The following is a 25,871-nucleotide window of genomic DNA, read 5'->3' on the forward strand; positions in this document are numbered from 1 at the left end:
ATCTTGGTAAATAATTAAACGTGAACCAGTGTACCCTCATCCTCGCCCAGAATCACGCGCATCAGCGCGCCCGGCTTGGTGATGGAGAACACTTTGATCGGCAGTTTCTGGTCGCGGCACAGCGCGAATGCGGTTGCATCCATCACTTGCAGGTGCTTGGCGATGGCTTCGTCGAACGAGATCGTGTGGAACAGCGTCGCGTTCGGGTCTTTTTTCGGGTCGGCGGTGTAGATGCCGTCCACCTTGGTCGCTTTCAGCACGATTTCCGCGCTGATTTCCGAGCCGCGCAGGGCAGCGGCCGTGTCGGTGGTGAAGAAGGGATTGCCGGTGCCTGCGGCGAACACGACAACCTTGCCCTCTTCCAGGTATTGCAGCGCTTTCGGGCGCACATAGGGCTCGACCACCTGGTCGATGCCGATGGCCGACATCACGCGCGCGGTCACGCCGGCGTGCTTCATGGCGTCGGCCAGGGCCAGCGCGTTCATCACGGTAGCCAGCATGCCCATGTAGTCCGCAGTGGCGCGGTCCATGCCTTGGGCGCCGGGCGCAACGCCGCGGAAGATGTTGCCGCCGCCGATCACTACTGCCAGTTCCACGCCCAGTTTCGCGACCTCGGCCACATCGGCCACCATGCGCTCGATCGTGCCGCGGTTGATGCCGTAGGCATCGTCGCCCATCAGGGCTTCACCGGACAATTTGAGGAGGACGCGCTTGTAGGCTGGTTTTGACATGAGCTGGGGCTCCTTAGTTGGGGTTTATTCGGGTGAGGCTACGAAGGCAAGGTTATGCAACGCATAATGATAACCGGACCTCCGCTTGCTGCACCACTCGCTTGCACTAAAGCAAGAGACAAGTGGTTCGGGCTTAAAAAAACGGGCCTTGCGGCCCGCTTTTAATTATGCGCCTTTGGAGGCAGCCATTTGCGCTGCAACTTCAGCAGCGAAATCGTCTACCTTCTTCTCGATGCCTTCGCCAACCACGTACATCGTGAATGCTTTCACGGAGGCGTTGTTCGCTTTCAGCATGGCTTCGATGGTCTGCTTGTCGTTCTTAACGAAGGCCTGGTTCAGCAGGGACACTTCTTTCAGGAACTTCTGCACGGAGCCTTCCAGGCGCTTGGCGACGATGTCAGCCGACTGGGCTGGCTTGCCGGCAGCGGCAGCCTGGGCTGCATCTTCGTCGGCCTTGGCCTGGGCAACCGAACGCTCTTTTTCGATCAGTTCGGCAGGCACCTGGTCAGCCGACAGCGACACTGGCTTCATGGCGGCGATGTGCATGGCCACGTCTTTGCCGACCTGGTCGTCCGCGCCTTCGAACTCAACCATCACGCCGATGCGGGTGCCGTGCAGGTACGACGCCAGCTTGGCGGTGGTTTCGAAACGCTGGAAGCGGCGGATCGACATGTTTTCGCCGATTTTGCCGATCAGGGCGGTGCGCACTTCGTCCAGGGTCTTGCCTTCGCCGGCTGGCAGGGCCAGCAGGGCTTCCACGGTGGCCGGATTGTTTTCGGCAACCAGGCGGGCCGCGGTGTTGGCCAGGTTCAGGAAGTCGTCGTTCTTGGCAACGAAGTCGGTCTCGGAGTTGACTTCGATCAGGGCGCCAACGCCGTTGGCGATGTAAGTCGCCACCACGCCTTCGGCGGTGATGCGCGAGGAAGCCTTGGAAGCCTTGCCGCCCAGCTTAACGCGCAGCAGTTCTTCAGCCTTGTCCATGTTGCCTTCGGCTTCGGTCAGGGCTTTTTTGCATTCCATCATAGGCGCGTCGGTTTTCGCGCGCAGTTCGCCTACCATCGCTGCAGTAATAGCTGCCATGTAATTCTCCTGTGTATTCGGTGAGTGGTATGGGGTGGCTCGCAAGCCTGCACGCCCATACGCTGTCGTTAAAAAAAAGGGGGAGCAGATGCCACCCCTTTTAAACTGCTGATTTGCTGCATGGAAGCCTGCCTTGCGGCAGGCGGCCAATTAGGCTTGTTCGCTGACTTCTACGAACTCGTCGCCAGATGCGGTCTTGATCGTTTCCAGCACGTCGGCTGCCGAGTTGGCACGGCCTTCGAGGATGGCGTCGGCCACACCGCGAGCGTACAGCGTGATCGCTTTCGAGGAGTCGTCGTTGCCTGGAATGACGTAGGTTACGCCTTCTGGGGAGTGGTTGGTATCGACCACGCCGATGACTGGGATGCCCAGTTTAGCGGCTTCGGTGATGGCGCCTTTGTGGTAGCCAACGTCCACGACGAAGATTGCGTCAGGAACGCCGCCCATTTCCTTGATACCGCCGATGGACTTTTGCAGCTTGACCATCTCGCGTTGGAACATCAGCGCTTCTTTTTTCGACAGCTTCTCAACGGAACCGTCTTCGATTTGCGCTTCCATGTCTTTCAGGCGCTTGATCGAGGTCTTGATCGTTTTGAAGTTGGTCAGCATGCCGCCCAGCCAACGCTGGTCAACGTAAGGAACGCCAGCACGTTGCGCTTCAGCAGCGATGATTTCGCGCGCTTGACGCTTGGTGCCCACCATCAGGATGGTGCCACGGTTCGATGCCAGTTGGCGAACGTGCTTCATCGCCTCCTGGTACATGCCCATGGTTTTTTCCAGGTTGATGATGTGGATTTTGTTGCGGTGGCCGAAGATGAACGGAGCCATCTTTGGGTTCCAGAAACGGGTTTGGTGACCGAAGTGGACACCGGCTTCCAGCATTTCACGCATAGTTACGGACATATTAGCTCCAGGGTTTGGGTCTGGAATCCGATCAGTCACCCTGTGACAGGCACCCTTGGCGACCGGATTCGCGTTTAAAAAAATTTAAGGATTTACTACCTTGCTCAAAAACGAATTCAAGCAACCCGAAATTCTACTCTGAAAACGCCGTTTTAGGCAAGCGCGGCAACGGCCTTCGGCCCGATAAGCTTGCATTGGATGCAATTTCGCGCGCGCGGCGTTGCGCGGGTAGGCGTATGATGAGCGAAACGGCATTGCCACTCTCATCTTCAACTCAACTTGGAGAGCCCATGGACAAGGACGCGTCGCAGCCCGACCTTCAGCAAGACCACAGCCCGGCCATGCCGTTCAGGACCCTGCTCTACCGCTTCATGTTCTTCGACTGGCTGTTCAGGGACGTGAGCGCGGCGCGCGACCTGTTCGAGCGGCACGCGGCGCTGGCGCACAACCGCTTCATGAGCCGCTACCTGCCGGTCTACCTGCGGCGCTGGTCGGTGGTGGCGGCCCTGGATTTCGCGCTGGGCTTCCTGTTCGAGCGCGCGCTGCAGGCCACCTTGCTGTCGGCCTGGTTCTTCACCTGGTCCTGCCTCACCATTTCGGGCATGGTGGTCATTACCGCCGCCTGGCTGTTTCTTACTTTCGGCCGCCTCTCCTGAGCCCGCGCCTGTGTTATCTTCCTGCTATTCTGACTCGGATAACAACAGGAAAGAGCACGCATGCGATGGACCATACTCGCCGCCCTGCTGCTGGCAGGCTGCGGCACGATCCGGCACAGCACCGCGCCCGCGCCGGGCGCCCTGGCCGCCGGAGTAGTGCTGGCGCGCGCGCTGCCGGCCGAGCTACCCAAGGCAAGCACACCGGTCCCGCACAGCCAGTTCATCCTGATCTCCCGCGAGAGCGCGGCAGGCTTGCTGGTGCCCGTGCCGTTCGTGACGGAGGCCGCGACGGCGCTGCTGCACCACCACGACGCGGCGCAACTGGCGGCCAAATATGCCAGCGTGGAGCCGTACGCCGTCATGCAGCAAGCCATGGCCGGCAGCCCCTTGCTCAGCAAGGACGGCAAGGGCCTCAACCTGCACCCGCTGGCCTACCTGCTCGACTGCGATGACGACCAGTTCCGCGTGGCGCTCGTTGCGCGCATGCAGTCGGCTAACTGGACCGGGCGCTACATGACCCATCTGCCCAGCGCCTATGCCGCCGCCGCGCTGAAGGAAGCGGGGCCGGCCATGCTGGAAAAGATGCACGGGGAGATGCTGCTCGGCGCCGCCGCCCTGCGCGGCATGCTGGGGAAAGATGCGCGCGGCGAACTGAGCAAGGTGCTGTACAAGGCCGACGTGGGCACGCTCCAACTGGCCTGCACCCGGGTGGCAGGCATGCTCCCGCCTGAACTGGTTTTGGCCCGCAACGCCGACATCGTCGAGGAAGGGGCGGACTACATCATCGCCCGCGCTGCGGGGGACTACCAACTGCCCGGCCCGTCCGGCGGCCTGATATTCGGCCTGCACTATTTGCGCAAAGACCAGCTCCACACCTTCCGCCGGCATTGAGCGCCTTGGCTACGCCCCCCCCCATCCTTAGGAGAGACCAGATGAAAGCACTGACCGCACTTCTATTCATAGCCGTTGCCGCCGGCCATGTCCACGCCCAGGACCGGGATGACGACCGGCGCGAGCGGCGCGACGATATCCAGCTGGTCTGCTACGGCGGCGCGGAAAAGCTGACAGTGGAAACCCACAGCGGCTACCAGTGGAACGCTGAAAAGCACAAGTACGAACCGAAGTCCACAGTGGAGACGGGCAAAGCCTCGTTCGAGACCGCCGTCAACGTGTCCATCCACGGCGACCAGGGCAGCATCAAGATGCCCAAGCAGCTGGTGCCGCCAATCAATTCAGGCGGCGATCACGGCTGGTGGGACCTGGATGACCTGATTGTCGGACACGACGAAATCCGCGCCCGCTTCAGGCTCAACGGCTTGAACAAGCCGACCCTGACCATCAACCGCGTCAGCGGTGTCATCACGGTGGATGGCATGATCAAGTTCAACGGCCGCTGCGAGCAGGATACGGGACATCGCCGCTTCTGATCAAAACTCGCCGCGCGCGCCGCGATCCAGCATTTTGAGGATGGTGGCGCGCACGCGCTGCACGGTGGCGCCGACATGGGGCGGCAACTCGCCTTGCATATTAATTAACATGTCCATATCCATGGTGTAGATCCACAGGCCGTCGTCCTGCTCGACCACCGAGATGCGGCACGGCAGCAGCGCGGCCATGCTGGGGTTGAAGTCGACCATGGTGCGCGCGGCGGCGGGGTCGCAATAGGAATACACCTTGAGGAACTTGCCGGGCTTGCCGGCGCGCAGTTCCAGCTCTTTGGACAGCGGCAACTCCCCCACCGCGCGGATGTTGTCCTCGGCCGCGACGCTGGCGAAAGCATCCTCTATCTCGGTTATCGTGACGCCGGGCTGCACTTTGCGCGCCCAGGTGAGGCCGGGGGCTGGACTGCCCGGGCCGGCCGCGCGCGCCAAGACGCCACCGGCCGGGCCGCCGGGGCTGGCCGTGCCGGCCGTACCGCATGCGGCCAAAGCCAGGCAGCACGCTGCGGCGAGGCCGGTCACGGCAATCCTGATGGTGCTACGCATGGGGCGCCCTTCTATGGCTGGCAAAACGCGAGCATAGTGGCAAGGCGGGCGCCGCGCAAGGGCTGCGCGGCGGAACGCGGCGGATCAGAGGTTGAGGTCGTCCAGGATGGCGTCCAGGCCCGCGCGGGCGCATTTGTCATCCTGGTCGCCGGACGGGGCGCCGGAGATGCCGATGGCGCCGTAGGGCGCGCCGGCCGCTTCTATCAGCAGGCCGCCGCCGATGGCCGCCACGCGGGGGATGGCGCGGATCCCGCTGGAAGCCGAACCCGGCAGCGTGGCCTTGGCCAGGTCGGTGGTGTTCATCTTGAAGCTGGCGGCGGTCCAGGCCTTGTTGACGGCCGTTTCCGGGGTGTGCGCGCCGGCGAAGCGGTCGCGCAGCACCGCCTGGATCTGGCCGCTGCGGTCCACCACGGCCACCGCCACCTGGAAGCCGCCGCTGCGGCAAGCGGCCAGTGCGGCCGATGCGGCTTTGAGCGCGGTTTCGGGCGTCATCAGGCGGATGGCATAGCTGGCGTCGGCGGCCAGGGCGGCAGAAGGCGCGCCCAGCAGGATGGCGGCGGCCAGGACGCTGGTAATGGCTTGTTTCATGGGGCTTTCCTTTCGGGGCGTAATGTGGCGGAGATGGCATGCCGCGCCGTGGCCAGGCGCGCGTCGAGGTAGGCGCCGTACATGCCGGCGGTGTCGCCGCCTTTCAGCGGCGGCGCGAGCTCGGCGCCGGCCGGGCCGAGGAACAGCACGGTTGGCGCGAACTGCACGCCGAACCGGCGCGCCAGCGCGGCGTGCGTGGTGGCCGCGCCGTCCAGTCCGGTCACGGCCAGGCTGCCGCCAACCTCGATTTCGCGCACGACGTACGGGCTGTGCTGCATGGGGGCCAGGTAGCTGTGGCGCACGGTGTGGCAATAGCGGCAGTCCGGCAGCGAGAAAAACAGCACCAGCGGCATGCCCGTCCGCGCCGCGGCGATACCATCGCGCTGCAGGTCCAATGCCAGCGGGACCGGCGGCAAAGACGCCGGGGGCGTCGCCGCCGATGTCCCGGCATTGGCCTTGGCGGCGGGCGCGGCGGCCGAAGCGGCCGCGTTGACCGCGTTGGCCAACATCGCCAGCATAGCCGCCGCCAATGCCGTCTTCATGGCTTGCGCGCTTCGCGGGCAATGTCGTCGAAATCCTCGTCGAGCATCTCGCCGATTTCGCTTCGTACCAGCTTGCCATGCCGGTCGAACACATACAGCGCCGGGATGCCCTTCGGCTTGCCGAGCGCCGCCTCGAACGCGCGGTAATCCGCTGTCACTGCGTGGGTTAGCCCGAAACGCTGGACCCAGGCGGCGGCCTTTGCCGCCTGCGCCGCATCGCCCGCCTCGATGTTCACCGATACCACGGCCAGCACCTGGCTGTTTTCGCGATACAGCTTTTGCAGCTTGGGTGCCTCGTTCACGCAGAACGGGCAGCTACTGGAAAAGAACGCCACAACGGTAGTCTTGCCAGCGAAACGCGCGGGCGCAAGCAGCGTGCCGTCCAGTGTTTTAAACGCGGGCAGTGCCGGAGCCGCAGGCGCAGCGGCGGCGCCGGGCAGGGCAGCAAGCAGCCCGGCCGCAGCAAACGCGGCGAACACTGCGGCCCGCCGCATCATGCCAGTATGCCCGGATTGCCCTGCACCCCGATCAGGCGCGGCGCGTTCAGCTTGCGCGGCTTGACCGCTTTCTGGCTGCGCAGCCACGTCCCCACCACGTCCCACACCGGCTCGCCGCTCGCGCCCTCGGCCACCGGCGCCCAGCCGGCCACCTTGTACACTTTGGCCGCGTCGATCGGCTTGCCGTTCAGGCGCATGTCCTGGATGCGCGCGCCCATCTTCGCTTTCGGATCGATGGCGTAGCTCATGCCCCCTACCCTCACCATGTCGCCGCCCTGCTGGTAGTACGGGTCCGGGTTGAACAGATTGTCGGCCACGTCCTCCATGATGGTCTTGATGGTGGCGCCGCTCAGCTCGGACACGGTGGTGTGCGAGTAAGTGGTCGCGGTCTGGTCCATCAGGTGCTCCATCAGGATGGGGCTGTTCGGCAGCAGCGAGGTGCCCCAGCGGAAGCCCGGCGAGAAGGCGATTTCGGCCTGTTTCACGTCCATCAGCGCATCGACGATCAGCTGGTCGAAGCTGCCGTTGAAATTGCCACGGCGATACAGCGTGCCTTCGGTGACCGCCAGCCGCTCGTTCAGCTTGCCCTCGTACGGCGCGCGGATGCGCGTGATCAGCGCATCCATCTCCCGGTCCGCCGGCAGGATGTTGGAGAACACCGGCAGCAGGCGGTACTGGTAGCCCTGCACCTGCCCGCCGCGCACGTCGAAGTCCAGCACGCCGAGGAATTTGCTGTTGCTGCCGGCATTGGTCACCAGCGTCTTGCCGCCGCCATTGCTGACGACGACAGGCGCCGGCACGCCGTCGTGCGTGTGGCCGCCCATGATGGCGTCGATGCCGCGCACGCGCGAGGCCATTTTCAGGTCCACGTCCATGCCGTTATGCGACAGCACCACCACCACCTTGGCGCCCTTGGCGCGCGCCTCGTCCACCGTCTTCTGCATGTTCTCCTCCTGGATGCCGAAGCTCCAGTCGGGGATGAAGTGGCGCGGATTGGCAATCGGCGTGTACGGGAAGGCCTGGCCTATCACCGCCACCTGCACGCCGTTCATCTCCTTCATGGTGTAAGCACTGAACACCTGGTCGCCGAAGTCGTTGGTCTTGATGTTCTGGGCCACGAAATCGACCTTGCCCTTGAAGTCCTTGTCGACGATCTCCTGCACCCGCTTGTCGCCCAGCGTCATCTCCCAGTGCGCCGTCATCACATCCACGCCCAGCGCCAGGCAGGCATCGACCATATCCTGGCCCCTGGTCCACAGCGCGGTGGCCGAACCCTGCCAGGTGTCGCCGCCGTCCAGCAGCAAGGCGCCGGGCCGCGACGCCTTCATGCGCTTGACCAGCGTGGCCAGGTGCGCGAAGCCGCCCACCTTGCCGTACGTGGCTGCCGCGCGTTCAAAATCGAGGCTGGTGAAGGCATGGGCTTGCGGCGTGTTCGGCTTGACGCCGGCCGCCCGCAGCAGGTGCTCGCCCACCAGGTGCGGCATCCTGCCTTCCGCCTCGAACAGCCCGATGTTCACGCTGGGCTCACGGAAGTACACCGGCTTGAGCTGCGCGTGGCAATCGGTAAAGTGCAGGAAATGGACGTTGCCGTAGCGCGGCAGGGAGTACAGCGCATCGGCAGATTGCGCTGCCAGCGCGCCCCTGGAATTGAGCGCCATGCCGCCAGCGGCGGCAATGCCCAGGACCTGTATAAATTCGCGTCGATTCAGGCCCATGAAGTTCAGTCCTTGTTGACCGGAGAAGCCGGATCCATCAGCAGCGCCAGCACGTCCTTCAGCTGCTGTTCGTCGAGGATGCCCTTGTGGCCGAAGCGCGGCATATTGGAACAGGCGCTGAAGGCCTGCGAGTTATACAGCTTGGCCCAGGTGTATTTGAGCACCGCTTCGCTGTCGCCGCGCAGCTTGCCGTACTGGTATAGCGACGGGCCGATGTTTCCGAACGAGATTTCAGCCTTCGCCAGCTGATGGCAGGCGTAGCAGTTGCCGCCGTTCGGCGCCCCCGGCTTGTCGGACGATTGCATGCCGCGCCCGTTCTGGGCGATCTTCTCGCCTTCCTGCCAGCGGCCCATGTACTGGCCGTCGGAAGGGTACTTCACCAGCTTGAGCTGCTCGGCTTCCAGCTTGGCGGCCAGCTTCTTGGGCCGCTTTTCCGGCGCCGGATACTGGCTGCACAGTTTCTGCGCGTCGTCCTGCTGCAGCACGCCTTCCACTGTGGCCGGGCCCTTGGAGCGGAAGTCCGCCTTCATCAGTTCCTGCGCCTGCTTCTCGTAGTCGGCCGCCAGCGAGGGCTGGGCGGTCAGTCCGAAGGCTGCGGCGGAGGCCAACATCAATGCGCTATATTTCATGCGGTTCTCCTTAGCGCTTCAGCGCCGGTGCGTTGTAGGTGCCGCCATCGGCATTCTTGGCCAGGAACATGGTCAACGCCGTGATCAGGTCCGAACCGTAGACCGGTTCCGGGAAACGCTGCTGGCGGAAGCAGTCGTTCAGGCGATGCTGCATGGTGCGCACTTCGCCCTGCGACACGCGGTACGCCGGCCAGGTGGTGTAGGCCGCCTGCGCGTTGGTCTTGTTCAGGATGTTGGGCAGCTCCTGCAGGCGGATGCGCTGGCCATTGGCCGAGTGGCAGGTGGCGCAGGCGAAATCGTGCGCGCCGCCTCGGTAATAGAACAGCTTCTTGCCGATCTCGTAGGCCGCTTTCTCCTGCGGGTGGCGGGTGGAGACCGCCATCTTCATGCCCTTCGATTGCGCCGTGATGTAGGACACCAGCGCTTCGATGTCGGACTGCTTGCCGGCTGCGCCGAACGGGGTCTTGGTGGCCTGCTCCGGGCTCAGGCCCTGCAGGGTGGTGCGGCAGTGCACCAGGCGCTGCTCCAGGTCCATCACCTTGTTCACGTCCTTGAAGTAACGCGGCAGTTCAACGTAGGCGCCCTTCAGCACACCCGGCCCCTTGCCCAGGTCGCACTGTTCCAGCGTGGCCTCGCGCGGGCCGTCCTTTTTCATCCACAACTCTTCGCCGCGCATTTCCCACAGCTCAGCGGGATTGCCGTCGGCCAGCAATTGCCGGTACTTTGCGATTTCGTCGGTGGCAGAGGTCTGCGCCAGGGCCGTGCCCAGCGCGGACACGGCCAGTGCGGCCATCAGGTAGGAGCTAGTCCGTTTCATTGCGTCTCCGTTTCTTTTCAGGTGGGTGGTCTGCGCCACTTGCTGCCGGGTGCTACTGTTAAGCGACGACCACTTCGTCGGTGCGGCTGTCGCCCTTGTTGTCGGTCCATTTGACGACCACTTTGTCGCCCTTGGCGCCGCCCTTGAACTTGAAGGACAGGAAGGGGTCTTTCGACACCGAGGTGCCGAACTGCGCGTCCAGCACGACCTTGTCCTTGCAGGTGGCGACCAGGGTCTGGATGAAGTGCGCCGGCACCGCCTGGCCGGAAGCGTCTTTGCGCTGGCCGGTTTCCATGTCGTGGCGGATCAGCACTTTGACTTCGACGGTGTCGCCGCTGGCGTTGGCGCGGATGCGCATCGGATTGCCCATGATGTATTCCTTGAATTGGTTAGTAGGAGCGTATCAACCGCCGCAGCCGCCGAGGGTGACCTTGATTTCCTTGCTGGCGACGTACCACTTGCCGTCCGCCTTCACCAGCGCGTGCACGTTCGAGGTGCCACCCATTTTCACGCGGGTACTCACCGCCGCTTCGGTGCCGGCGGGGATCTTGAAGCTGGCCGACAGCGGATTCGGATTCTTCTCCACCAGGATGGCGATCATTTCGGTGTTCGGCACGCTGCTCGACACCGACACGGGCACCACGGCGCCGTTCTCGGCGATGTCCGGGCCGGTTACGGCCACGTCCTTGCTGGTGGTGAAGGTGTCGCCGCCCATGGCTTTCAGCGCAGCTTCCAGCGACTTGGCGTCGAACACGCTGGCCTGCCAGTCTGCGGCGAACACGTCGCTTGGCTTGAGCAGGCCGGCCGTGATTGCCAGGCCGAGGATGGAACCGATGCGCAGGGCATCCCGTCGATTCTGATTCATTGAAGTCTCCCTTTATTAATATGGCTGCCCGGAGTGCGCCTACTTGGCGCCGTCCAGTATCCAGCCGACCATCACTGCAATGTCTTCGTCCTTCAAATGGCCCTGGGCCGGCATCGGCACCGGTCCCCAGGCGCCCGCACTGCCCGCCTTCACCTTGCCCGCCAGGCGCTGCGCCGCCGCCGCGTCGCCCCTGTACTTGGCGGCGATGTCGCGCAGCGCCGGGCCGACAATCTTGTTGCCCACGCCGTGGCAAGCCATGCACGCGTTCTGCTTGGCCAGCGCCAGTCCGCCGGTCGGCGCCTTGGCCACGGCCGGCGCCGGCGCGGACACCGCTGCCACGGCAACCGCGATGGAAGTCGGGGCAGCCACCGGCGCCCTGCCCACCAGCGCGGCCCGAGGCGCAGGCTGGGTGGTGTCCACGCCGCGCACTGCACCGAAGCTGCGGTTCTGCGCGGCCAGGTCACCGTGCACATTGCGCGCCGCCTCGGGCAGTTCCGAGCGCAGCTTCACGTCGCCGCAGTTGCTCATGCAGGCCGTGCTGCGCACGTCCGGCTTGCCCTTCACGTCCCACATGCCATGCGCCTGCGTCATGCCGTTGCGGTTCGGCATGCGCGCCTGCACTTCGGCGATATTCCGGTCCGACAGCACAAAGTCGTCGGGCACCACTTCCGCCATGTTCAGGATATAAGCGGTTACCGCATACACTTCCTCCGTGGTCAGCGTCTTGGGCGCGGTCCACGGCATGGCGCGGTTGATATAGTCCCACAGCGTGGACACCGTGGCCACCTTCATCATCGTGGTGCGCTGCGGCTGTTTGTTGTCGCGCAACGACGCCACCCGGCCGGACTTGACATCTTCCTTGGTCGTGCCGCCGACTATCGGCGTAAATACTTCATTGGACTCGCCGAAAGTACCGTGGCAGGACGCGCACTTCCCCTCCCACACTTCCATGCCCTTGACCACGCTGCCCGAACCCTTGGGCAAGCCCTTGAAATCCGGCCGCACATCGATATCCCATGCGGCCACTTCCTGCGGCGTGGCGGACCGGCCCACATTGGCGTAGGGCGGTGCGGCCAGCAGCGTGCACGAAGCGGCGGCGCACAGCAGCGCCACGGCTGCCTTAATAAACCTGGACATTCGACACCTCCCCGGACGCTGCCACTTGCCAAGACTGGATGGCGTTGTTGTGATAAATGGAGCGCGTGCCGCGTACGGCACGCAGCTCGTTGATCTTCGGCTGCACGTAGCCGGTTTCATCGATGGCGCGCGCCTGCAGCACGGCCGGCGCGCCGTCCCAAGTCCAGTCGATATTGAAGCGGGTCAGGCACTTCGGCAGCAGCGGCGATTCCAGGCGTGCGGTGCGCCAGTTACGCCCGCCGTCGGTGGATACATCCACGCGCTTGATCTTGCCCCTGCCCGACCAGGCCAGGCCGGTGATGTTGTAGAAGCCCGTATCGAGCAGCCGCTGCCCCGCAGACGGCGTGGTGATTACGGACTTGCATTCCTGGATGCCGGTGTACTGGCGGTACATCCCGTCCGGCATCGCATCGACGTAATGGATCGCCTCGTCCTTGGTGGCGTATGGCTGGTCACCGACCTCGATGCGGCGCAGCCACTTCACCCACGACACGCCCTGCACACCCGGCACCACCAGGCGCAGCGGATAGCCGTTCTCGGGACGCAGCATTTCGCCGTTCATGGCCCAGGCCACGATCACGTCGTCCAGCGCGCGCTCGATGGAGATGGTGCGCGTCATGCCGGAGCCGTCCGCGCCTTCGGCCAGCACGAAACGGGCGGTCTTCTTGTCGTAGCCGCAGTCATCCAGCAGCACCGACAACGGCACGCCGGTAAACTCGCTGCAGCTCAGCATGCCATGCGAATACTGCACCGACGGCACCGCGACATTGCCCCATTCCATGGCGGTGTTGGCGCCGCATTCGATGAAGTGCATGCGCGACACGGACGGCAGGCGCATCAGGTCGTCCATACTGTAGACTTTTTGCTGGCGCACCAGGCCATTGACCATCAGCCGGTGCTGGCTTGGATCGATGTCATGCCAGCCCTGGTGGTGGCGCTCGAAATGCAGGCCGCTGGGGGTGATGATGCCGAACAGGCTTTGCAGCGGCGTGAACGAAACGGAGGCCGCATTCACGCGCGTCAGGCCCGGCGACTCGCGCCGCTGCAGCGCGCCTTCGAAGCGCGACGGTATGCCGTAAGGGTTGGTCGCCACCGGTTTGCCCAACGACGTGGAATGCTCCGGCAGCTTCAGGATGGCGGGGTCGCCGCCGGCTGGCGCCTGGCCGAGGGCCGTGCCGCTCGCCATGGCCGCGCCGGCGGCCAGGAAGCTTTTGCGCAGGAAGCTGCGCCGCTGGTCGTTCATGCCATTGTTGGTGATGTCCAGCGCCAGCTGGCTATCCACGAAATTTTCAGGGGCGCGCAAGATGCGCCCAGGCTTAGATGCTTCGCCCGCCATGCCGTCTCCTCATTCTTGTTGACTGCTTGAACTGGAGTATATGACTAATCACGCATATTTGCGAAAAGAAATTTCGCGATGTGGCAAAAAAACACGGCCAATACCGGTTTCAGGCTTCGGCCGCGACCAGGATGGGCTGCGGTTCGGGACGCTGGCCGCTGCGGGCCAGGATGTCGGCGCTGACACGCGCGCACACGTTCTGGCAGATGCCCAGCGTGGCGGGATCGTCGATGCGGTAGTAGACCTGCGTACCCTCCTTGCGGCGCGCCAGGATCTTGGCGCGGAACAGCATATTGATCTGGCGCGACACGTTGGCCTGGCTGGCCTCGATTTCCGCCACGATCTCGTTGACGGCGCGTTCGCCGTGGCACAGGCTGTGCAGGATTTTCAGGCGCGTCGGTTCGGACAGCAAAAAGAAGACGTTCGAGACTTCCTCGAACAATTCGGCCATCTGCTCTTTGCTTAAGCGGTTATCCACGGAATTCTCATCGACGGTTGGGGGAACAATTATATCAAGGCTTCAGGTAGACGAAGCCCTCCTCCGCTTGCAGCCGCGCGATCTCGGCCACGCCGGACGGCACGATCTTCGTCTCCGGCAGCAGTTTCGACTTGTCCAGTTTGCGCGCGTCCAGCGTGTTCTTGCAGACCCGGAACTCCACGCCGCGATCGGCCAGTTCCTGCACCGGGATATCGTAAGGATTGCCGTTGGCGTTCTTGGCGCCGTCCAGCAGGAAGTCGATGCCGGGACCGTGCGTGACCACGACGATTTTCGCCGCAGGGCTGGCGTTCAGGTGGTTGCGGATGTTGTTCAACACGGCCGTGGCGCCGTCGCTGTTGTTGACGTGGTAGACCACCTTGATTTGCGGCGTGGCAGCCGTAGCGGCAGCGGGAATCAGCGCCAGTAGCGCAAACAGGACAGCGAAGAAAGTGCGCAGCAGCTTCATGAAATCTCCTCAGGTTGGTTTTGTTATTTGCCGAGGCTCTCGCGCTCAAGCAGCAGATAGGTGCCGTAGGCGTTGATGCGATTGGCTTCCTTGAACGCAGGATACTGCTCAAAGCGGCTCCAGTCCACTTGCTGGTAAGCCTCGTCGAAGGTCTGCATGTCCGCCACCGCCCTGCCCATTTGCTCGCGCAGGTAGAGCAGATAGCTGGTGGTCAGCGCCAGATCGGCCTGCGGCTTGCTGGACGCGGGACCGTGGCCGGGGATCACCACCTTGGGCGCGGCGGGAAAGCGCGCCAGCGCCTGCAGCCAGGCCTTGCTGTCCGCCTCGCCCACGAATGGGATGCGGCCGGTGAAGAACAGGTCGCCCGCGAACAGCACCTGCGCGTCTTCCACATACAGCATCAAGTCCTCCGGCGAATGCGCGCCGCCCACGTCGAGCAGCGTGAAACGCGTGCCGCCCAGTTCGAACTTGAGTTGCTTGTCCGCGCCGAACTCCAGCCAGCGGTCGGCGGCCAGCAGCCGGGTGGCGCCGTCCACCCACGGCGCCAGCGACGCGCGGCGCTCGGCGAGGCGGGTCTGCGTGAACTCGGACATGAGCGTGGCCTTGCCCGCGCCGTGCGCCCAGATCTCGGCGCCCTGCAGCTTGAACGCTTGCAGGCCGTAGAAATGATCGGCGTGGTAGTGGCTCACCACCACCCGGCGCACCGGCTGCGCGGTCACGCCCGCAATCGCCTTCAGCATGGCCTCGCCCAACACCGGCGTGGCCAGCGCGTCGAACACCACCACCCCGTCGCGCGTGACAACAAAACCGGCATTCGACATGAAGCCCTTGTTCTGCGCGCTCGCCATGCCGGCCTGGCCCTGGAAGTAATAGACCTGGGGCGCCACCTGGATCGGCGTCAGCTTGATCGGCGTCAGCGCAAGCGGCGGCGCGGATGCGGCGGCCTGCGCGCATCCCAGCAACAGCAAGAGCAAGAGCAAGAGCAACCCCAGCATCGCCCTGCCGGATGCGGCGGCATATATGCGCATATGACTATCCTCGCAAGTTAGATGTTTACCATCTTGCCACAAAGGACCAAGCTTAGGTCATGTCCGGCCAGCAACCCTGTAGTATTATCTTCCTGACCACACTCCTGGAGACAACATGAAACTCGGCGCATTCTCTGTCAGCCTGGCCGTAAAGGACATCGCAGCATCGCTGGCCTTCTACGAGAAACTTGGTTTCAAACCCTTCGGCGGCGACCTGGCCAACAAATGGCTCATCCTCAAGAACGGCGAGCACATCATCGGCCTGTTCCAGGGCATGCTCGACAAAAACACCCTCACCTTCAATCCCGGCTGGGACCAGAACGCTCAGCCGCTGGCCGAATTCACCGACATCCGCGAGATCCAGCGCCAGCTCAAATCCGACGGCGTCACCCTGACCGCCGAAGCCGACGAAACCACCACCGGCCCCGCCTACGCCATCCTGCTGGACCCGGACGGCAACCCGGTCTTCCTTGACCAGCACGTATAAGTGGCCGTTGCGGCAGCTTGCGGCCGAAGGTTTCCTGCTTATAGTCATTCTATGGAAACCCCGCTGGAAATTGTGGCTGTCTGGGACGAGGAAGCGCAAGTCTGGATTGCGGACAGCGAAGATGCTCGCATTTTCAGCTTACGGTGAGATGCTATCCTGACAAATCCTATTGGCTTACAAGGACTTCAATGAAACGCATCTTACAATTCCTCGCATGCGCAAGCATGACCCTCAGCCTGACGGCGCAGGCACAAAGCGCGCAAGATGTCGAGCAGGCTAAAGCCGCCGCAGGCAGCTGGCTTGCTCTGGCGGACAGCAACCGGGCCGCCTCGACCTGGATCGAAGCGGCGGAGCCGTTCCAGAAGGCGGTGTCGCAGTCGGATTGGACACAGGCGCTGCAAGCCCTCAGGGCGCCCCTTGGGCCGCTGAAAAGCAGGACAGTGAAATCGGCCACGTTCGCCAAGAACCCGCCAGGAGCGCCGGAGGGCGAATACGTTGTCATCGTCTACGCCAGCACCTTTGCGAACAAGCCGGATGCGGTCGAAACCGTCACGCCAGCACGCGCCAAGGACGGCAACTGGAAAGTCTCCGGCTACTTCCTCCGGTAGCGGGCGCGCCGGCGCCGAGCACTTTATGTCGCGCCGCTCGGCAAGCAATATGCCTAATTCCAGTTCGTGGATCGTGATTGCGGACAAATACAGGTTGACCACCGGGATGCCGGTTGCCCAGGCAAGCATGTTGGCATCAGCAGTGCCTTTGCCCGCTTTGCGCAGTTCCGACATGACGTTCGTGTCCAGAATGAACATTTAGGAAAATTCAGCGGGCCGAGCCAAGTCTTGCGCGGCTGGGAATTCGATATCCAACTCCGCCGCTTCCGGCATATACAACAGGTCTGCAATTGTCCGCCCGCCCGAGGTAATGCGTTGAAATTCCGCAATACTCATCAGCACATACGCCGGTTTGCCATGCTTGCAGATGAATACAGGCTCTTCGCTGGCGGGCTTCCTGGCTTGGCCAGCATCGGGATCGAATTCCTTGCTCGTCAATTTTGTCGGGCCCATTTTTTCCTCCACACACTTGAAGTTAGTACACCCTCTCCCGTACTTCAAGCGCGTGGCCACCGTGGATAGACCTGCGGCAAGACTGCTGCGCGCCGGCAGCGGGGGAAGGTTACAGCCGCAAACATCCATTGCACCAGCCGCCTAAACCCCCTCCCCAGCCAAGATTGCCAAAACAACAACGACATGAATCCCGCGAGAAGGTGGTGGGTCGTTTATAATTTCACCTATACATTTCACACAGATTACCTACCCCATGGCTATTACCATCCATACCGCCGAAGACATCGAAGGCATGCGCGTTGCAGGCCGCCTCGGCTCCGAAGTGCTGGATTACATCACTCCTTTCGTCAAACCGGGCGTCACCACCGGCGAACTCGACCGCCTGTGCCACGAATACATGGTCAACGTGCAGGGCACCGTCCCGGCCCCGCTGAACTATTGCCCGCCCGGCTACACGCCCTACCCTAAAGCCATCTGCACCTCCGTCAACGACGTGATCTGCCACGGCATCCCGGGCGACAAGGTGCTGAAAAACGGCGACGTGGTGAACCTGGACATCACCGTCATCAAGGATGGCTACCATGGCGACAACAGCCGCATGTTCTTTATCGGCGAACCATCCATCCTGGCCAAGCGCCTGTCCGACATCACCTACGAATGCATGTGGCTGGGCATTTCCAAGGTCAAGCCGGGCGCGCACCTGGGCGATATCGGCCACGTGATCCAGCAGCACGCTGAAAAAGCCGGCTACAGCGTGGTGCGCGAATTCTGCGGCCACGGCATCGGCAAGGTCTTCCACGAGGAACCGCAAGTGCTGCACTACGGCCGCCCCGGCACCCTGGACGAACTGAAAGCCGGCATGATCTTCACCATCGAGCCGATGATCAACGCCGGCCGCCGCGAAATCCGCGAGATGAACGACGGCTGGACCATCAAGACCAAGGACCGCAGCCTGTCGGCGCAGTGGGAACACACCGTGCTGGTGACCGAAACCGGCTACGAAGTGCTGACCATGTCGGCCGGCACCCCGCCGCCGCCCGCCATCATCGCCGTCCAGGCAGCATCCGCAGCAGCGCCGGCCGCAGCCCCTGCCGCCGCCTGACCTGCGCATGCCAGCTGCCGCCATGAAGAAGGAGCTGCGCGAGCAGCTGAAAAGCCAGCTCAAAGCCGGCCGCCAGACCGTCATCGCCGGTTTCCGCGAGGACGGCATGCCCGAAAAACTGCTGCGCAACCTGCGCCAGGTGGTGGACGGCGTGCTGTGCACCGCGTGGCAGGAAGCGGCGCTGCCGCCCGAAACCGCGCTGGTGGCGGTGGGCGGCTTCGGGCGCGGCGAGCTGTTCCCTTATTCCGACGTCGACCTGCTGATCCTGCTGCACCAGGCGCCGGATGCGGACACCCGCGCCCGCCTGGAAGAGCTGGTGCAGCTGCTGTGGGACCTGGGCCTGGAAATCGGCTCCAGCATCCGCACGGTGGACGAGTGCATGAGCGAGTCGCAGGCCGACATCACGGTGCAGACCAGCCTGCTGGAAGCGCGCCTGGTGTGCGGCAACCAGGCGCTGTTCGACGAGATGCAAACCCGCTACAACGCAGCCATGGACCCGCAAGCCTTCTTCCACGCGAAAATGCTGGAAATGAAGCAGCGCCACGCGAAATATGAAGACACGCCCTTCAGCCTGGAGCCCAACTGCAAGGAAAGCCCCGGCGGGCTGCGCGACCTGCAGGTGATCCTGTGGATGGTCAAGGCGGCCGGCCTGGCCACGTCCTGGCGCACGCTGGCCACCGGCGGCCTGATTACGCAGACCGAAGCGAAGCAGCTGATGGAAAAGGAACGCGCCTTCAAGGACATCCGCGTGCGCCTGCACCTGCACGCCGGCCGCCGCGAAGACCGCCTGGTGTTCGACGTGCAGACCGCCATCGCAGAAACCCTGGGCCTGACCGCGCAAGGCAGCGGCGCCCACATGCGCCGCGCCAGCGAATTCCTGATGCAGCGCTACTACTGGGCGGCCAAGACGGTGACCCAGCTGAACACCATCCTGCTGCAAAACATCGAAGCGCAGCTGTTCCCGCAGCCTTGCGAACAGACGCCGATCAACGCCCGCTTCAACGAAGTAAACGGCTTCATCGACATCGCGGCCGACGATACTTTCGTGCAAACCCCGTCGGCCATGCTGGAAGTGTTCGTGCTGATGACCGAGCGCCCCGCCCTGAAAGGCATGACGGCCCGCACCACGCGCGCGCTGTGGCACGAACGCTTCAAGATCGACGCGGCCTTCCGCCACGATCCAGTGAACCGCGCCTACTTCCTGCGCATCCTGCAGGCGCCGGTGGGCATGCTGCACGCGCTGCGCCGCATGAACGAACTGTCGCTGCTGGGCCGCTACCTGCCCAACTTCCGCAAGATCGTCGGCCAGATGCAGCACGACCTGTTCCACGTCTACACGGTGGACCAGCACATCCTGATGGTGGTGCGCAATATGCGCCGCTTCACGATGACCGAGCACGCGCACGAGTACCCGTTCTGCAGCCAGCTGATGGCCAACTTCCCCAACCACTGGCTGCTGTACGTGGCGGCGCTGTTCCACGACATCGCCAAGGGCCGGGGCGGCGACCACTCCAAGCTGGGGGTGGCCGACGCGGCGCAGTTCTGCCAGGACCACGGCATGAACCAGACCGACACCGAACTGGTGACCTTCCTGGTCGAGCAGCACCTGACCATGTCGCAAGTGGCGCAGAAGCAGGACCTGTCGGACCCGGACGTGATCGAGGCCTTCGCCAAGCTGGTCAAAGACGAGCGCCACCTGACCGCGCTGTACCTGCTGACGGTGTCCGACATCCGCGGCACCAGCCCGAAGGTGTGGAACGCGTGGAAGGCCAAGCTGCTGGAGGACCTGTACCGCATCACCTTGCGCGTGCTGGGCGGCGAGCCCCATTCGGCCGACCGCGAACTGAAGAACCGCCAGCAGGAAGCGCTGGCCACGCTGCGCCTGTACGGCCTGCCGCCGGACGCGCACGAGCCGCTGTGGAAGCAGCTCGACATGGCCTATTTCCTGCGCCACGACGCCTCCGACATCGCCTGGCAAACCCGCGCGCTGTACGACCGCCTGGACAGCACCAAGCCGGTGGTGAAGTGCCGGCTGGCGCCGATCGGCGAGGGCCTGCAGGTGGCGGTCTACGTGCAGGACCAGCCGGACCTGTTCGCGCGCATCTGCAGCTATTTCGACCGCAAGAACTTCAGCATCCTGGACGCCAAGATCCACACCACGCGCCACGGCTACGCGCTCGACACCTTCCTGGTGACGGAGCAGAACTTCGCCAAGAGCTACCGCGACATCATCAGCCTGATCGAGCACGAACTGTGCGAACTGCTGCAGTCGCAGGCCGAACTGCCCTCGCCGACCAAGGGCCGCCTGTCGCGCCTGTCGCGCACCTTCCCGATCCAGCCGACCGTCGATTTGCGGCCGGACGAACGGGGCCAGTACTATCTGCTGTCGGTGGCGGCCAACGACCGCACCGGCTTGCTGTACTCGATCGCCAACGTGCTGACCAAATACCGCATCAACCTGCACACGGCCAAGGTGATGACCCTGGGCGAGCGGGTCGAGGACGTGTTCCTCGTCGACGGCGCCGCGCTCAACAACGCACGCAACCAGCTCCAGCTGGAAACCGACCTGCTGGAAGCATTAAAGGTTTAACCCCACGGCGGGTTACGCTGCGCTAACCCGCCCTACGGCAATGTGGAACACGTAGGGCGGGTTGGCCGTAGCCCTCACCCGCCAATAACGAACGAAGAAAATGTCTGAAGAACTCTTACGCCTGTCCAAACGCATGTCCGAACTGGGCCTGTGCTCCCGCCGCGAAGCCGATGAATGGATCGCGCGCGGCTGGGTGCGCGTGGACGGCCAGGTGGTGTCCGAACTGGGCACCAAGATCTACCCGAGCCAGCGCGTCACCGTCGAGCGCCAGGCGGCCGCCGAGCAGTCCAAGCGCGTCACCATCCTGATCAACAAGCCGGTCGGCTTCGTCAGCGGCCAGGCCGAAGACGGCTACACGCCCGCCATCGCCCTCATCAAGCCGGAAAACCGCTGGGCCGAGTGCGACGCGCCCGAGCAGTTCCACCCCACCCAGCTGCGCAGCCTGGTGCCCGCCGGCCGCCTGGACATCGACTCGGTCGGTCTGCTGGTGCTGACGCAGGACGGCCGCGTCGCCAAGACCCTGATCGGCGAGACCACAAACGTCGACAAGGAATACCTGGTGCGGGTACAGTACACCAAGGAAGGCAAGCTGCCGGACTCGGACCTGAAAAAACTGAACCACGGCCTGTGGATGGACGGCAAGCCGCTGCTGCCGGCCAAGGTGCGCTGGCAGAACGACGACCAGCTCAGCTTCACCTTGCGCGAAGGTAAAAAGCGTCAGATCCGCCGCATGTGCGAGATGGTGGGGCTGCGGGTGGTCGGCCTGAAGCGCGTGCGCATCGGCAAGGTCAAGCTGGGCAACTTGCCGGAAGGCCAGTGGCGCTATCTGAAGGCGGGCGAGCAGTTTTAACCACAGATATTGGAAGCCATCCTCTTTTCCTTGCTGTTTGGCAAGCCAAAGTCCTGATATGCTTGTAAACTACCCGGACCGGCCGGAAACCGCCCATTATCAAAGAGACACGCAGCTGTGAACGATCCTATCCCTAACGAATTCCGCAAAGGTCCGCCCCGGCTGCAAGATGCCGTCGAACCCATAGCGGCGGGTTCCAAACCGCACGAGATGACGGATGTGGATGATATCGGCGATTCGCTGGCGATCCTGGCGGAGAACGGCGACGCCGTTTCCGTCTATCCTGCGAGCAGCACCAACGTGGTCATGGCGCGCATCCAGTCGGTGTCGGACGATCAGCCGCGCTTCGTGCTGGAACTGAACGAGGGGGAAAAGCTGCCCCCGGGCGAAGCCACCTTCGTGGCCTGGCTGCGCAGCGCCAAGCTGCAGTTCACGCTGAGCGATCCGGCCTGGAACGCGCTGCCGGAACAGCCGCACCTGATCCCGCTGGAATTCCCGGAACGCTGCCAGGTGCTGAACCGGCGCGCCACGGCGCGGCTGGAGACGCCGCTGGGGGTGTACTTCACGGCGTCGTTCGTGCTGAACGGCAAACCGTATGAATTGCAGCTGTACGACTTTTCGCAGGGCGGCGTCGGCATGCGCTGCGCCCCGCGCGACTCGCAGGGCCTGCACGTGGGCCGCAAGCTGCAGCGCGTGCGGCTGGAACTGGGACCGGACGCGGTAATCATCGCCGACCTGGAAATCCGCCTGTCGCGCACCTACCGCTCCTTCCTGCTCGGCGAGCAGGTGCAGATCGGCTGCCAGTTCTTGAACATGTCCGAGGCCATGAAGGACGACCTGGCCAAGCTGATCGACAAGATGAATTCGCGCCACAAGCGCTAAGCTGCGCCAGCCCGCGCCCGCTCATTTCGCCAGCGGCAGCGTCACCTCCACCAGCAAGCCGCCCTCTTCGCCATCCAGCAACGCGACCTGCCCGCCATGCCGGGCGGCGGCCGCCTGCGCGATCGCCAATCCGAGGCCGCTACCGCCCTGCGACTGCGCAGGGTCGCGGAAGAAGCGGTCGAACACCCGCTGCCGGAGCGCCGGCGCGATGCCCGGCCCCTGGTCCTCCACGGCCAGCAGCGCCAGCGGCGCCGGCCCGCCTACGCCACGGGGCACGCCCGCCCGGCGCAGCGCCACCCGCACCACGCCGCCTTCCGGCCCGTATTTGATGGCGTTCTCCACCAGGTTGTCCACCAGCGAAATGAGGCTCTCGCGCTGGCCTTGCACCGCCACGTCCGGCTCGGCCGCCAGTTCCAGCTCCACGCCGCGCGCGGCAGCCAGGCCGGACAGCACGGCCAGCCTGTCCTGCAGCAGCTCGTCCAGCGCCACGCGCTCGGTTTCATCGCCGGCGGTGGCGTCGCTGCGCATCAAGGTCAGCAGCTGGCTCACCAGCCTGGTGGCGCGCTTCACGCTGCTGACGATACCGCTCAGCAAGGTACGGTCGCGGCCCTCGCCGGCCTGGCCCAGCAAGGCTTCCACGTTCACCCGCATGGCAGCCAGCGGCGTGCGCAGCTCATGCGCCGCGTCCGCAATGAAGCTGCGTTCGCGCGACTGGCTCTCCGCCACGCTCTGCATCAGCGTGTTGATGCTGTCCACCATGTCCGACAGTTCCTGGTGGCGGTCGCTGTAGCCCAGCACGGCCAGGTTGTGCGGACCGCGCGTGGCCACTTCGCGCGCCACGTTGCTCCATGGCCGCAGTGCCAGGCGAATCGACAGCCAGGCGGGCAGCACCAGCAACGGCAGGCTCAGCACCAGCGGCAGCAGATAGAAGCCGCGCGAATTGAGCGTAACGAACACGAACCAGCCGCCGGCTGGCGTCATCACCGTTACCAGGCTGCCGGTATCGGGAGCGCGCATGGTGCGCGCGCGCCAGCGGCGCTCGCCCGTGCCCATCACCACCACCTTGCCCGGCACGTCCACATGCCGCGCCCCTTCGGGCGCCTTGGGAGAACGGAATATCTCGCGGCCGTCCTGGCTCACCAGCATGCTGACGGCGAGGATCGGGTCGCCCATGCCGTAGCCGGCGGTGGCGGCGGCATCCAGCAGCGCCAGCGTCTGATGCCGGCGCTCGGGCTGGCCGGCCAGGTTGTCGGCCACGGCCAGCGCGGTCTTGTACAGGTTTTCCTCGTGCAGGGCCGCCTGGTCGTTGCCCGTTTCATAGGTGATATAGCCGGTAAACATGGTCCACAACAGCGTCAGCAGCAGCAACTGCGCCAGCAGCAGCCGGCGCACCAGGCTGGGCTGGGATATGCGGCGCCACAGGCCGCGCAGCAGGCCGCTCAAGCGGGCCCCATGCCGGCCGGCGCCTTGCCGTCGATCACGTAGCCGACGCCGCGCACCGTGCGCACATAGCCCTCGCCTATCTTGCGGCGCAGGTTGGCCATGTGGACGTCCAGCGAATTGCTGGCGTTGGCCTGCGAGCCGGGCAAGGCCTGCTCTTCCAGCATGCGGCGCGTGACCACGCGGTCGGCGCGCATCATCAGCATCTTCAGCAACTCGTACTCGCTGGCGGTCAGGTCAACCGGTTTGCCGCCGGCGCTAACGCGGCGCGTGGGGGCGTGCAGCTCCAGGCCGCGCAGCTCCAGCGTTTCGCCGTCGAAACCATAGCTGCGCCGCGCCAGCGCGCGCACCCTGGACAACAGCTCGGCCAGTTCGAAAGGCTTGACCAGGTAGTCGTCGGCGCCGGAGTCCAGGCCGCGCAGGCGGTCGCCGAGCGCGTCGCGGGCGCTCAGTATCAGCACCGGCAGGTCGCGCCGTTCGCGCCGCAAGCGGGTCAGCAAGGTGATGCCGTCGCCGTCCGGCAGTCCCAGGTCCAGCAGCACCAGGTCGCAGCCGCCACTCTCCAGTTGGCGCGCCGCGTCGTCCAGGCGGCGCGTCCACACCACGTCCATGCCCTGGTCGGCCAGTGCGATGCGCACGCCGTTGCCCAGGTCCAGGTCATCTTCAATCAGCAGTATTTTCATGTCCCATATTAGAGCACGGCTAGCTGAAGATCAGCTAAAGCCTTGTCTTCATGGAATCTTCATGAACGGCTCAGGTTTGCTTCATGCCAAGTCATCACACTGCAGGCCTTCCCAACTCATTCCCAAAAATTGGAGAACTTATGAAGAGCTGCAATATGAAACTGATCCCCGCCCTGTTCATCCTGATCGCCGGCGCCGCCACCGCTGCCGACGAAGCCGTTACCACCATCGGGGCCGGCGTGGCCCTGGCGCCGCGCTATTCCGGCTCGGACGAAAACATGGTGGTGCCGGTGGTGGCGCTGGACTACTCGATGGCCAACGGTTTCTACGCCAGCACGCTGCGCGGCCTGGGCTACGGCGGCGCCGCCGGCCCGTTCAGCTATAGCGCCGCGCTGGGCTACCGCGCACCGCGCAAGGAAGACGGCAAGCTGCCCTTCGGCGGCAAGGCCAGCAAGTACCTGCGCGGCATGGGCGACGTGAAAGGCAGCGCAACGGCCAACCTGAGCCTGGGCTATGCCATTTTCGACGGACTGGACGTTAACGTGCATACGGCGCAGGCGCTGAGCGCGCGCGAAACGGGCAGCACCTATGGCGCCGGCCTGAGCGGCAAACTGTTCAAGGACGATGCCAATACCGTCACGCTGAGCCTGGGTTTCGAAGTGGCCGACAAGAAGCATGCGCAAGCCTACTACGGCGTGACGGCCAAGCAGGCGCTCAAATCCGGCTACAAGGTATACCAGCCCAAGGCCGGCCTCTACCAGGCGGACGTGACCATGAGCTGGCAGCACAAGCTGGACGGCCACTGGGGCGTGACCGGCATGCTGGGCGCCAGCAGCCTGCTGCGCGACGCGGCCAACAGCCCGCTGGCGCGCCGCACCACCGCGCCAACGGCAGCGGTGTACGCCAGCTACACGTTCTGAGCCTGCTTAGCGCAGCGCCGCCAATTGCTGCCGATGGCTTGCGTCGTTCTGCAGCAAGGCGGCGCGCGCGGCGCGCAGCGTTATCGCGTCACGTTCCAGCTGGCGTACGGGCGCCGCGCGCGGCTGGAGCGCATATGCGGGCTGCGCCCGGCCCGGAACAGGTAACTCTTCGGCAGCCAGTACAATGCGCGTGATGGCGGGCGCCGCCGGCCGTACTGCGGCAGCAGGCGCGGGTGCGGCCAGCGGGACCGTATCGGCCAGGGCCGGCGGCGTCTGCTGGTCCTGCTGGCCCGCCGCGCAGGCAGGAGCGATGCTTGCCATGAATAGCGCGCTGCTCAGCAAAGCGCGGCACTTGCTTGAAATGGATGGGTTCATGGTGGCCTCCTGATTGAATGCCTCCATG

Annotated in this window: 32 protein-coding genes; 11 read left to right on the forward strand and 21 right to left on the reverse strand. The window is 64.3% G+C overall.

Translation table 11 applies throughout. The features are described 5' to 3' along the window. Window positions 1–14 precede the first annotated feature (14 nt). The 3 genes from pyrH to rpsB all read right to left on the reverse strand — a co-directional run bounded on the left by pyrH (window position 15) and on the right by rpsB (window position 2,714). On the reverse strand, window positions 15–731 hold the full coding sequence (gene pyrH / locus AC6H42_RS22605; protein ID WP_057157159.1) for a UMP kinase: 717 nt from the start codon (window positions 729–731) through the stop codon (window positions 15–17). A 165-nt stretch (window positions 732–896) separates the two neighbouring features. Continuing rightward, window positions 897–1,811 carry a translation elongation factor Ts gene (gene tsf / locus AC6H42_RS22610; protein WP_057157158.1) on the reverse strand — a complete coding sequence of 305 codons (915 nt, stop codon included), beginning with the start codon at window positions 1,809–1,811 and terminating at the stop codon, window positions 897–899. Between the two features lie 150 nt (window positions 1,812–1,961). Beyond that, window positions 1,962–2,714: a 30S ribosomal protein S2 gene (gene rpsB, locus AC6H42_RS22615; RefSeq protein ID WP_057157157.1), complete on the reverse strand. Its 753-nt coding sequence runs from the start codon at window positions 2,712–2,714 to the stop codon at window positions 1,962–1,964. Between the two features lie 290 nt (window positions 2,715–3,004). Here rpsB and AC6H42_RS22620 point away from each other — a divergent pair, with 290 nt between their 5' ends. The 3 genes from AC6H42_RS22620 to AC6H42_RS22630 are packed head-to-tail and all read left to right on the forward strand — an operon-like array spanning window position 3,005 to window position 4,797. Next, entirely contained in the window at window positions 3,005–3,370 is a 366-nt protein-coding gene (locus AC6H42_RS22620; protein ID WP_057157156.1) for a hypothetical protein, read from the forward strand. 60 nt (window positions 3,371–3,430) lie between these two features. Then, window positions 3,431–4,261 (forward strand): hypothetical protein, encoded by an 831-nt coding sequence (locus tag AC6H42_RS22625; RefSeq protein ID WP_497548999.1) that lies wholly within the window; start codon window positions 3,431–3,433, stop codon window positions 4,259–4,261. A gap of 41 nt (window positions 4,262–4,302) precedes the next feature. Continuing rightward, on the forward strand, window positions 4,303–4,797 hold the full coding sequence (locus AC6H42_RS22630) for a hypothetical protein (RefSeq protein ID WP_497549000.1): 495 nt from the start codon (window positions 4,303–4,305) through the stop codon (window positions 4,795–4,797). Here the strand turns inward: AC6H42_RS22630 and AC6H42_RS22635 are convergent, their stop codons facing one another. From AC6H42_RS22635 to AC6H42_RS22700, 14 genes are all read right to left on the reverse strand, one after another. Beyond that, on the reverse strand, window positions 4,798–5,355 hold the full coding sequence (locus AC6H42_RS22635; protein WP_497549001.1) for a DUF302 domain-containing protein: 558 nt from the start codon (window positions 5,353–5,355) through the stop codon (window positions 4,798–4,800). Window positions 5,356–5,439: 84 nt separating this feature from the next. Continuing rightward, complete coding sequence (locus tag AC6H42_RS22640; RefSeq protein WP_057157152.1) at window positions 5,440–5,943, reverse strand: GlcG/HbpS family heme-binding protein; 504 nt, start codon at window positions 5,941–5,943, stop codon at window positions 5,440–5,442. Continuing rightward, complete coding sequence (locus AC6H42_RS22645; RefSeq protein ID WP_157201072.1) at window positions 5,940–6,485, reverse strand: thioredoxin fold domain-containing protein; 546 nt, start codon at window positions 6,483–6,485, stop codon at window positions 5,940–5,942. Before AC6H42_RS22645 ends, AC6H42_RS22640 begins: the two co-directional genes overlap by 4 nt. Continuing rightward, the gene (locus tag AC6H42_RS22650) at window positions 6,482–6,982 is read right to left on the reverse strand and encodes a TlpA family protein disulfide reductase (RefSeq protein ID WP_497549002.1); all 501 of its coding nucleotides are present in this window, start codon (window positions 6,980–6,982) and stop codon (window positions 6,482–6,484) included. The genes AC6H42_RS22645 and AC6H42_RS22650 overlap by 4 nt, the downstream gene beginning before the upstream one ends. After that, a complete protein-coding gene (soxB, locus tag AC6H42_RS22655) occupies window positions 6,979–8,697 on the reverse strand; it encodes a thiosulfohydrolase SoxB (protein ID WP_200954049.1) in 1,719 nt (572 codons plus the stop codon). The genes AC6H42_RS22650 and soxB overlap by 4 nt, the downstream gene beginning before the upstream one ends. 5 nt (window positions 8,698–8,702) lie before the next feature. After that, a complete protein-coding gene (gene soxX, locus AC6H42_RS22660) occupies window positions 8,703–9,326 on the reverse strand; it encodes a sulfur oxidation c-type cytochrome SoxX (protein ID WP_057157149.1) in 624 nt (207 codons plus the stop codon). A gap of 10 nt (window positions 9,327–9,336) precedes the next feature. Next, window positions 9,337–10,143: a sulfur oxidation c-type cytochrome SoxA gene (gene soxA, locus AC6H42_RS22665; protein ID WP_057157148.1), complete on the reverse strand. Its 807-nt coding sequence runs from the start codon at window positions 10,141–10,143 to the stop codon at window positions 9,337–9,339. Window positions 10,144–10,201: 58 nt separating this feature from the next. Continuing rightward, on the reverse strand, window positions 10,202–10,513 hold the full coding sequence (gene soxZ, locus AC6H42_RS22670; protein ID WP_057157147.1) for a thiosulfate oxidation carrier complex protein SoxZ: 312 nt from the start codon (window positions 10,511–10,513) through the stop codon (window positions 10,202–10,204). Window positions 10,514–10,546: 33 nt separating this feature from the next. Beyond that, window positions 10,547–11,008 carry a thiosulfate oxidation carrier protein SoxY gene (gene soxY / locus AC6H42_RS22675; RefSeq protein WP_057157146.1) on the reverse strand — a complete coding sequence of 154 codons (462 nt, stop codon included), beginning with the start codon at window positions 11,006–11,008 and terminating at the stop codon, window positions 10,547–10,549. A 39-nt stretch (window positions 11,009–11,047) separates the two neighbouring features. Beyond that, window positions 11,048–12,145 carry a c-type cytochrome gene (locus AC6H42_RS22680; protein ID WP_497549003.1) on the reverse strand — a complete coding sequence of 366 codons (1,098 nt, stop codon included), beginning with the start codon at window positions 12,143–12,145 and terminating at the stop codon, window positions 11,048–11,050. Beyond that, on the reverse strand, window positions 12,129–13,481 hold the full coding sequence (gene soxC / locus AC6H42_RS22685; protein WP_057157144.1) for a sulfite dehydrogenase: 1,353 nt from the start codon (window positions 13,479–13,481) through the stop codon (window positions 12,129–12,131). Before soxC ends, AC6H42_RS22680 begins: the two co-directional genes overlap by 17 nt. 109 nt (window positions 13,482–13,590) lie before the next feature. Then, the gene (locus tag AC6H42_RS22690) at window positions 13,591–13,959 is read right to left on the reverse strand and encodes an ArsR/SmtB family transcription factor (protein ID WP_229418298.1); all 369 of its coding nucleotides are present in this window, start codon (window positions 13,957–13,959) and stop codon (window positions 13,591–13,593) included. A 34-nt stretch (window positions 13,960–13,993) separates the two neighbouring features. After that, window positions 13,994–14,425 (reverse strand): DsrE family protein, encoded by a 432-nt coding sequence (locus AC6H42_RS22695; RefSeq protein WP_497549004.1) that lies wholly within the window; start codon window positions 14,423–14,425, stop codon window positions 13,994–13,996. A 23-nt stretch (window positions 14,426–14,448) separates the two neighbouring features. Continuing rightward, on the reverse strand, window positions 14,449–15,405 hold the full coding sequence (locus tag AC6H42_RS22700; protein ID WP_497549005.1) for an MBL fold metallo-hydrolase: 957 nt from the start codon (window positions 15,403–15,405) through the stop codon (window positions 14,449–14,451). A gap of 163 nt (window positions 15,406–15,568) precedes the next feature. Here AC6H42_RS22700 and AC6H42_RS22705 point away from each other — a divergent pair, with 163 nt between their 5' ends. The 3 genes from AC6H42_RS22705 to AC6H42_RS22715 are packed head-to-tail and all read left to right on the forward strand — an operon-like array spanning window position 15,569 to window position 16,548. Further along, the gene (locus AC6H42_RS22705; protein WP_057157142.1) at window positions 15,569–15,940 is read left to right on the forward strand and encodes a VOC family protein; all 372 of its coding nucleotides are present in this window, start codon (window positions 15,569–15,571) and stop codon (window positions 15,938–15,940) included. A gap of 51 nt (window positions 15,941–15,991) precedes the next feature. Further along, window positions 15,992–16,087: a DUF1902 domain-containing protein gene (locus AC6H42_RS22710; RefSeq protein WP_157201071.1), complete on the forward strand. Its 96-nt coding sequence runs from the start codon at window positions 15,992–15,994 to the stop codon at window positions 16,085–16,087. 41 nt (window positions 16,088–16,128) lie between these two features. Beyond that, window positions 16,129–16,548: a DUF4019 domain-containing protein gene (locus AC6H42_RS22715; protein WP_497549006.1), complete on the forward strand. Its 420-nt coding sequence runs from the start codon at window positions 16,129–16,131 to the stop codon at window positions 16,546–16,548. Between the two features lie 198 nt (window positions 16,549–16,746). Here the strand turns inward: AC6H42_RS22715 and AC6H42_RS22720 are convergent, their stop codons facing one another. Then, complete coding sequence (locus AC6H42_RS22720; RefSeq protein ID WP_497549007.1) at window positions 16,747–17,001, reverse strand: type II toxin-antitoxin system prevent-host-death family antitoxin; 255 nt, start codon at window positions 16,999–17,001, stop codon at window positions 16,747–16,749. Window positions 17,002–17,254: 253 nt separating this feature from the next. On the opposite strand from AC6H42_RS22720, the gene map reads away from it, so the two are divergent. The 4 genes from map to AC6H42_RS22740 all read left to right on the forward strand — a co-directional run bounded on the left by map (window position 17,255) and on the right by AC6H42_RS22740 (window position 22,425). Continuing rightward, on the forward strand, window positions 17,255–18,103 hold the full coding sequence (map, locus tag AC6H42_RS22725) for a type I methionyl aminopeptidase (protein ID WP_497549008.1): 849 nt from the start codon (window positions 17,255–17,257) through the stop codon (window positions 18,101–18,103). Window positions 18,104–18,110: 7 nt separating this feature from the next. Beyond that, entirely contained in the window at window positions 18,111–20,693 is a 2,583-nt protein-coding gene (locus tag AC6H42_RS22730) for a [protein-PII] uridylyltransferase (protein WP_057157138.1), read from the forward strand. Window positions 20,694–20,793: 100 nt separating this feature from the next. Then, window positions 20,794–21,543 (forward strand): pseudouridine synthase, encoded by a 750-nt coding sequence (locus AC6H42_RS22735; RefSeq protein WP_200954047.1) that lies wholly within the window; start codon window positions 20,794–20,796, stop codon window positions 21,541–21,543. Between the two features lie 210 nt (window positions 21,544–21,753). Further along, window positions 21,754–22,425: a flagellar brake protein gene (locus AC6H42_RS22740; protein WP_057157136.1), complete on the forward strand. Its 672-nt coding sequence runs from the start codon at window positions 21,754–21,756 to the stop codon at window positions 22,423–22,425. A 21-nt stretch (window positions 22,426–22,446) separates the two neighbouring features. Here AC6H42_RS22740 and AC6H42_RS22745 read toward each other — a convergent pair whose 3' ends face one another. Together AC6H42_RS22745 and AC6H42_RS22750 are read right to left on the reverse strand one after the other, a co-directional pair. Beyond that, window positions 22,447–23,868 carry a sensor histidine kinase gene (locus AC6H42_RS22745; protein ID WP_497549009.1) on the reverse strand — a complete coding sequence of 474 codons (1,422 nt, stop codon included), beginning with the start codon at window positions 23,866–23,868 and terminating at the stop codon, window positions 22,447–22,449. Continuing rightward, complete coding sequence (locus AC6H42_RS22750; protein WP_057157135.1) at window positions 23,865–24,548, reverse strand: response regulator; 684 nt, start codon at window positions 24,546–24,548, stop codon at window positions 23,865–23,867. The genes AC6H42_RS22745 and AC6H42_RS22750 overlap by 4 nt, the downstream gene beginning before the upstream one ends. A gap of 155 nt (window positions 24,549–24,703) precedes the next feature. On the opposite strand from AC6H42_RS22750, the gene AC6H42_RS22755 reads away from it, so the two are divergent. Further along, the gene (locus tag AC6H42_RS22755; protein WP_497549010.1) at window positions 24,704–25,468 is read left to right on the forward strand and encodes a MipA/OmpV family protein; all 765 of its coding nucleotides are present in this window, start codon (window positions 24,704–24,706) and stop codon (window positions 25,466–25,468) included. A 6-nt stretch (window positions 25,469–25,474) separates the two neighbouring features. Here AC6H42_RS22755 and AC6H42_RS22760 read toward each other — a convergent pair whose 3' ends face one another. Continuing rightward, window positions 25,475–25,843: a hypothetical protein gene (locus tag AC6H42_RS22760; protein WP_157201070.1), complete on the reverse strand. Its 369-nt coding sequence runs from the start codon at window positions 25,841–25,843 to the stop codon at window positions 25,475–25,477. Between the last annotated feature and the right edge of the window lie 28 nt (window positions 25,844–25,871).

The organism is Massilia sp. NBRC 108631 (genome assembly GCF_059704565.1).

What these genes read in the sequence shown, in the direction of transcription:
- rpsB (WP_057157157.1), bottom strand. Translation starts at nt 2,714, where the DNA reads ATGTCCGTAACTATGCGTGAAATGCTGGAAGCCGGTGTCCACTTCGGT.
- AC6H42_RS22630 (WP_497549000.1), top strand. Translation starts at nt 4,303, where the DNA reads ATGAAAGCACTGACCGCACTTCTATTCATAGCCGTTGCCGCCGGCCAT.
- AC6H42_RS22755 (WP_497549010.1), top strand. Translation starts at nt 24,704, where the DNA reads ATGAAACTGATCCCCGCCCTGTTCATCCTGATCGCCGGCGCCGCCACC.
- soxZ (WP_057157147.1), bottom strand. Translation starts at nt 10,513, where the DNA reads ATGGGCAATCCGATGCGCATCCGCGCCAACGCCAGCGGCGACACCGTC.
- map (WP_497549008.1), top strand. Translation starts at nt 17,255, where the DNA reads ATGGCTATTACCATCCATACCGCCGAAGACATCGAAGGCATGCGCGTT.
- AC6H42_RS22650 (WP_497549002.1), bottom strand. Translation starts at nt 6,982, where the DNA reads ATGATGCGGCGGGCCGCAGTGTTCGCCGCGTTTGCTGCGGCCGGGCTG.
- AC6H42_RS22740 (WP_057157136.1), top strand. Translation starts at nt 21,754, where the DNA reads ATGACGGATGTGGATGATATCGGCGATTCGCTGGCGATCCTGGCGGAG.
- soxB (WP_200954049.1), bottom strand. Translation starts at nt 8,697, where the DNA reads ATGGGCCTGAATCGACGCGAATTTATACAGGTCCTGGGCATTGCCGCC.
- soxX (WP_057157149.1), bottom strand. Translation starts at nt 9,326, where the DNA reads ATGAAATATAGCGCATTGATGTTGGCCTCCGCCGCAGCCTTCGGACTG.
- AC6H42_RS22635 (WP_497549001.1), bottom strand. Translation starts at nt 5,355, where the DNA reads ATGCGTAGCACCATCAGGATTGCCGTGACCGGCCTCGCCGCAGCGTGC.
- AC6H42_RS22735 (WP_200954047.1), top strand. Translation starts at nt 20,794, where the DNA reads ATGTCTGAAGAACTCTTACGCCTGTCCAAACGCATGTCCGAACTGGGC.
- soxC (WP_057157144.1), bottom strand. Translation starts at nt 13,481, where the DNA reads ATGGCGGGCGAAGCATCTAAGCCTGGGCGCATCTTGCGCGCCCCTGAA.
- AC6H42_RS22710 (WP_157201071.1), top strand. Translation starts at nt 15,992, where the DNA reads ATGGAAACCCCGCTGGAAATTGTGGCTGTCTGGGACGAGGAAGCGCAA.
- AC6H42_RS22640 (WP_057157152.1), bottom strand. Translation starts at nt 5,943, where the DNA reads ATGAAACAAGCCATTACCAGCGTCCTGGCCGCCGCCATCCTGCTGGGC.
- AC6H42_RS22730 (WP_057157138.1), top strand. Translation starts at nt 18,111, where the DNA reads ATGCCAGCTGCCGCCATGAAGAAGGAGCTGCGCGAGCAGCTGAAAAGC.
- AC6H42_RS22750 (WP_057157135.1), bottom strand. Translation starts at nt 24,548, where the DNA reads ATGAAAATACTGCTGATTGAAGATGACCTGGACCTGGGCAACGGCGTG.
- pyrH (WP_057157159.1), bottom strand. Translation starts at nt 731, where the DNA reads ATGTCAAAACCAGCCTACAAGCGCGTCCTCCTCAAATTGTCCGGTGAA.
- soxY (WP_057157146.1), bottom strand. Translation starts at nt 11,008, where the DNA reads ATGAATCAGAATCGACGGGATGCCCTGCGCATCGGTTCCATCCTCGGC.
- AC6H42_RS22620 (WP_057157156.1), top strand. Translation starts at nt 3,005, where the DNA reads ATGGACAAGGACGCGTCGCAGCCCGACCTTCAGCAAGACCACAGCCCG.
- AC6H42_RS22715 (WP_497549006.1), top strand. Translation starts at nt 16,129, where the DNA reads ATGAAACGCATCTTACAATTCCTCGCATGCGCAAGCATGACCCTCAGC.
- AC6H42_RS22720 (WP_497549007.1), bottom strand. Translation starts at nt 17,001, where the DNA reads ATGGGCCCGACAAAATTGACGAGCAAGGAATTCGATCCCGATGCTGGC.
- AC6H42_RS22680 (WP_497549003.1), bottom strand. Translation starts at nt 12,145, where the DNA reads ATGTCCAGGTTTATTAAGGCAGCCGTGGCGCTGCTGTGCGCCGCCGCT.
- AC6H42_RS22625 (WP_497548999.1), top strand. Translation starts at nt 3,431, where the DNA reads ATGCGATGGACCATACTCGCCGCCCTGCTGCTGGCAGGCTGCGGCACG.
- soxA (WP_057157148.1), bottom strand. Translation starts at nt 10,143, where the DNA reads ATGAAACGGACTAGCTCCTACCTGATGGCCGCACTGGCCGTGTCCGCG.
- AC6H42_RS22705 (WP_057157142.1), top strand. Translation starts at nt 15,569, where the DNA reads ATGAAACTCGGCGCATTCTCTGTCAGCCTGGCCGTAAAGGACATCGCA.
- AC6H42_RS22695 (WP_497549004.1), bottom strand. Translation starts at nt 14,425, where the DNA reads ATGAAGCTGCTGCGCACTTTCTTCGCTGTCCTGTTTGCGCTACTGGCG.
- AC6H42_RS22760 (WP_157201070.1), bottom strand. Translation starts at nt 25,843, where the DNA reads ATGAACCCATCCATTTCAAGCAAGTGCCGCGCTTTGCTGAGCAGCGCG.
- AC6H42_RS22645 (WP_157201072.1), bottom strand. Translation starts at nt 6,485, where the DNA reads ATGAAGACGGCATTGGCGGCGGCTATGCTGGCGATGTTGGCCAACGCG.
- tsf (WP_057157158.1), bottom strand. Translation starts at nt 1,811, where the DNA reads ATGGCAGCTATTACTGCAGCGATGGTAGGCGAACTGCGCGCGAAAACC.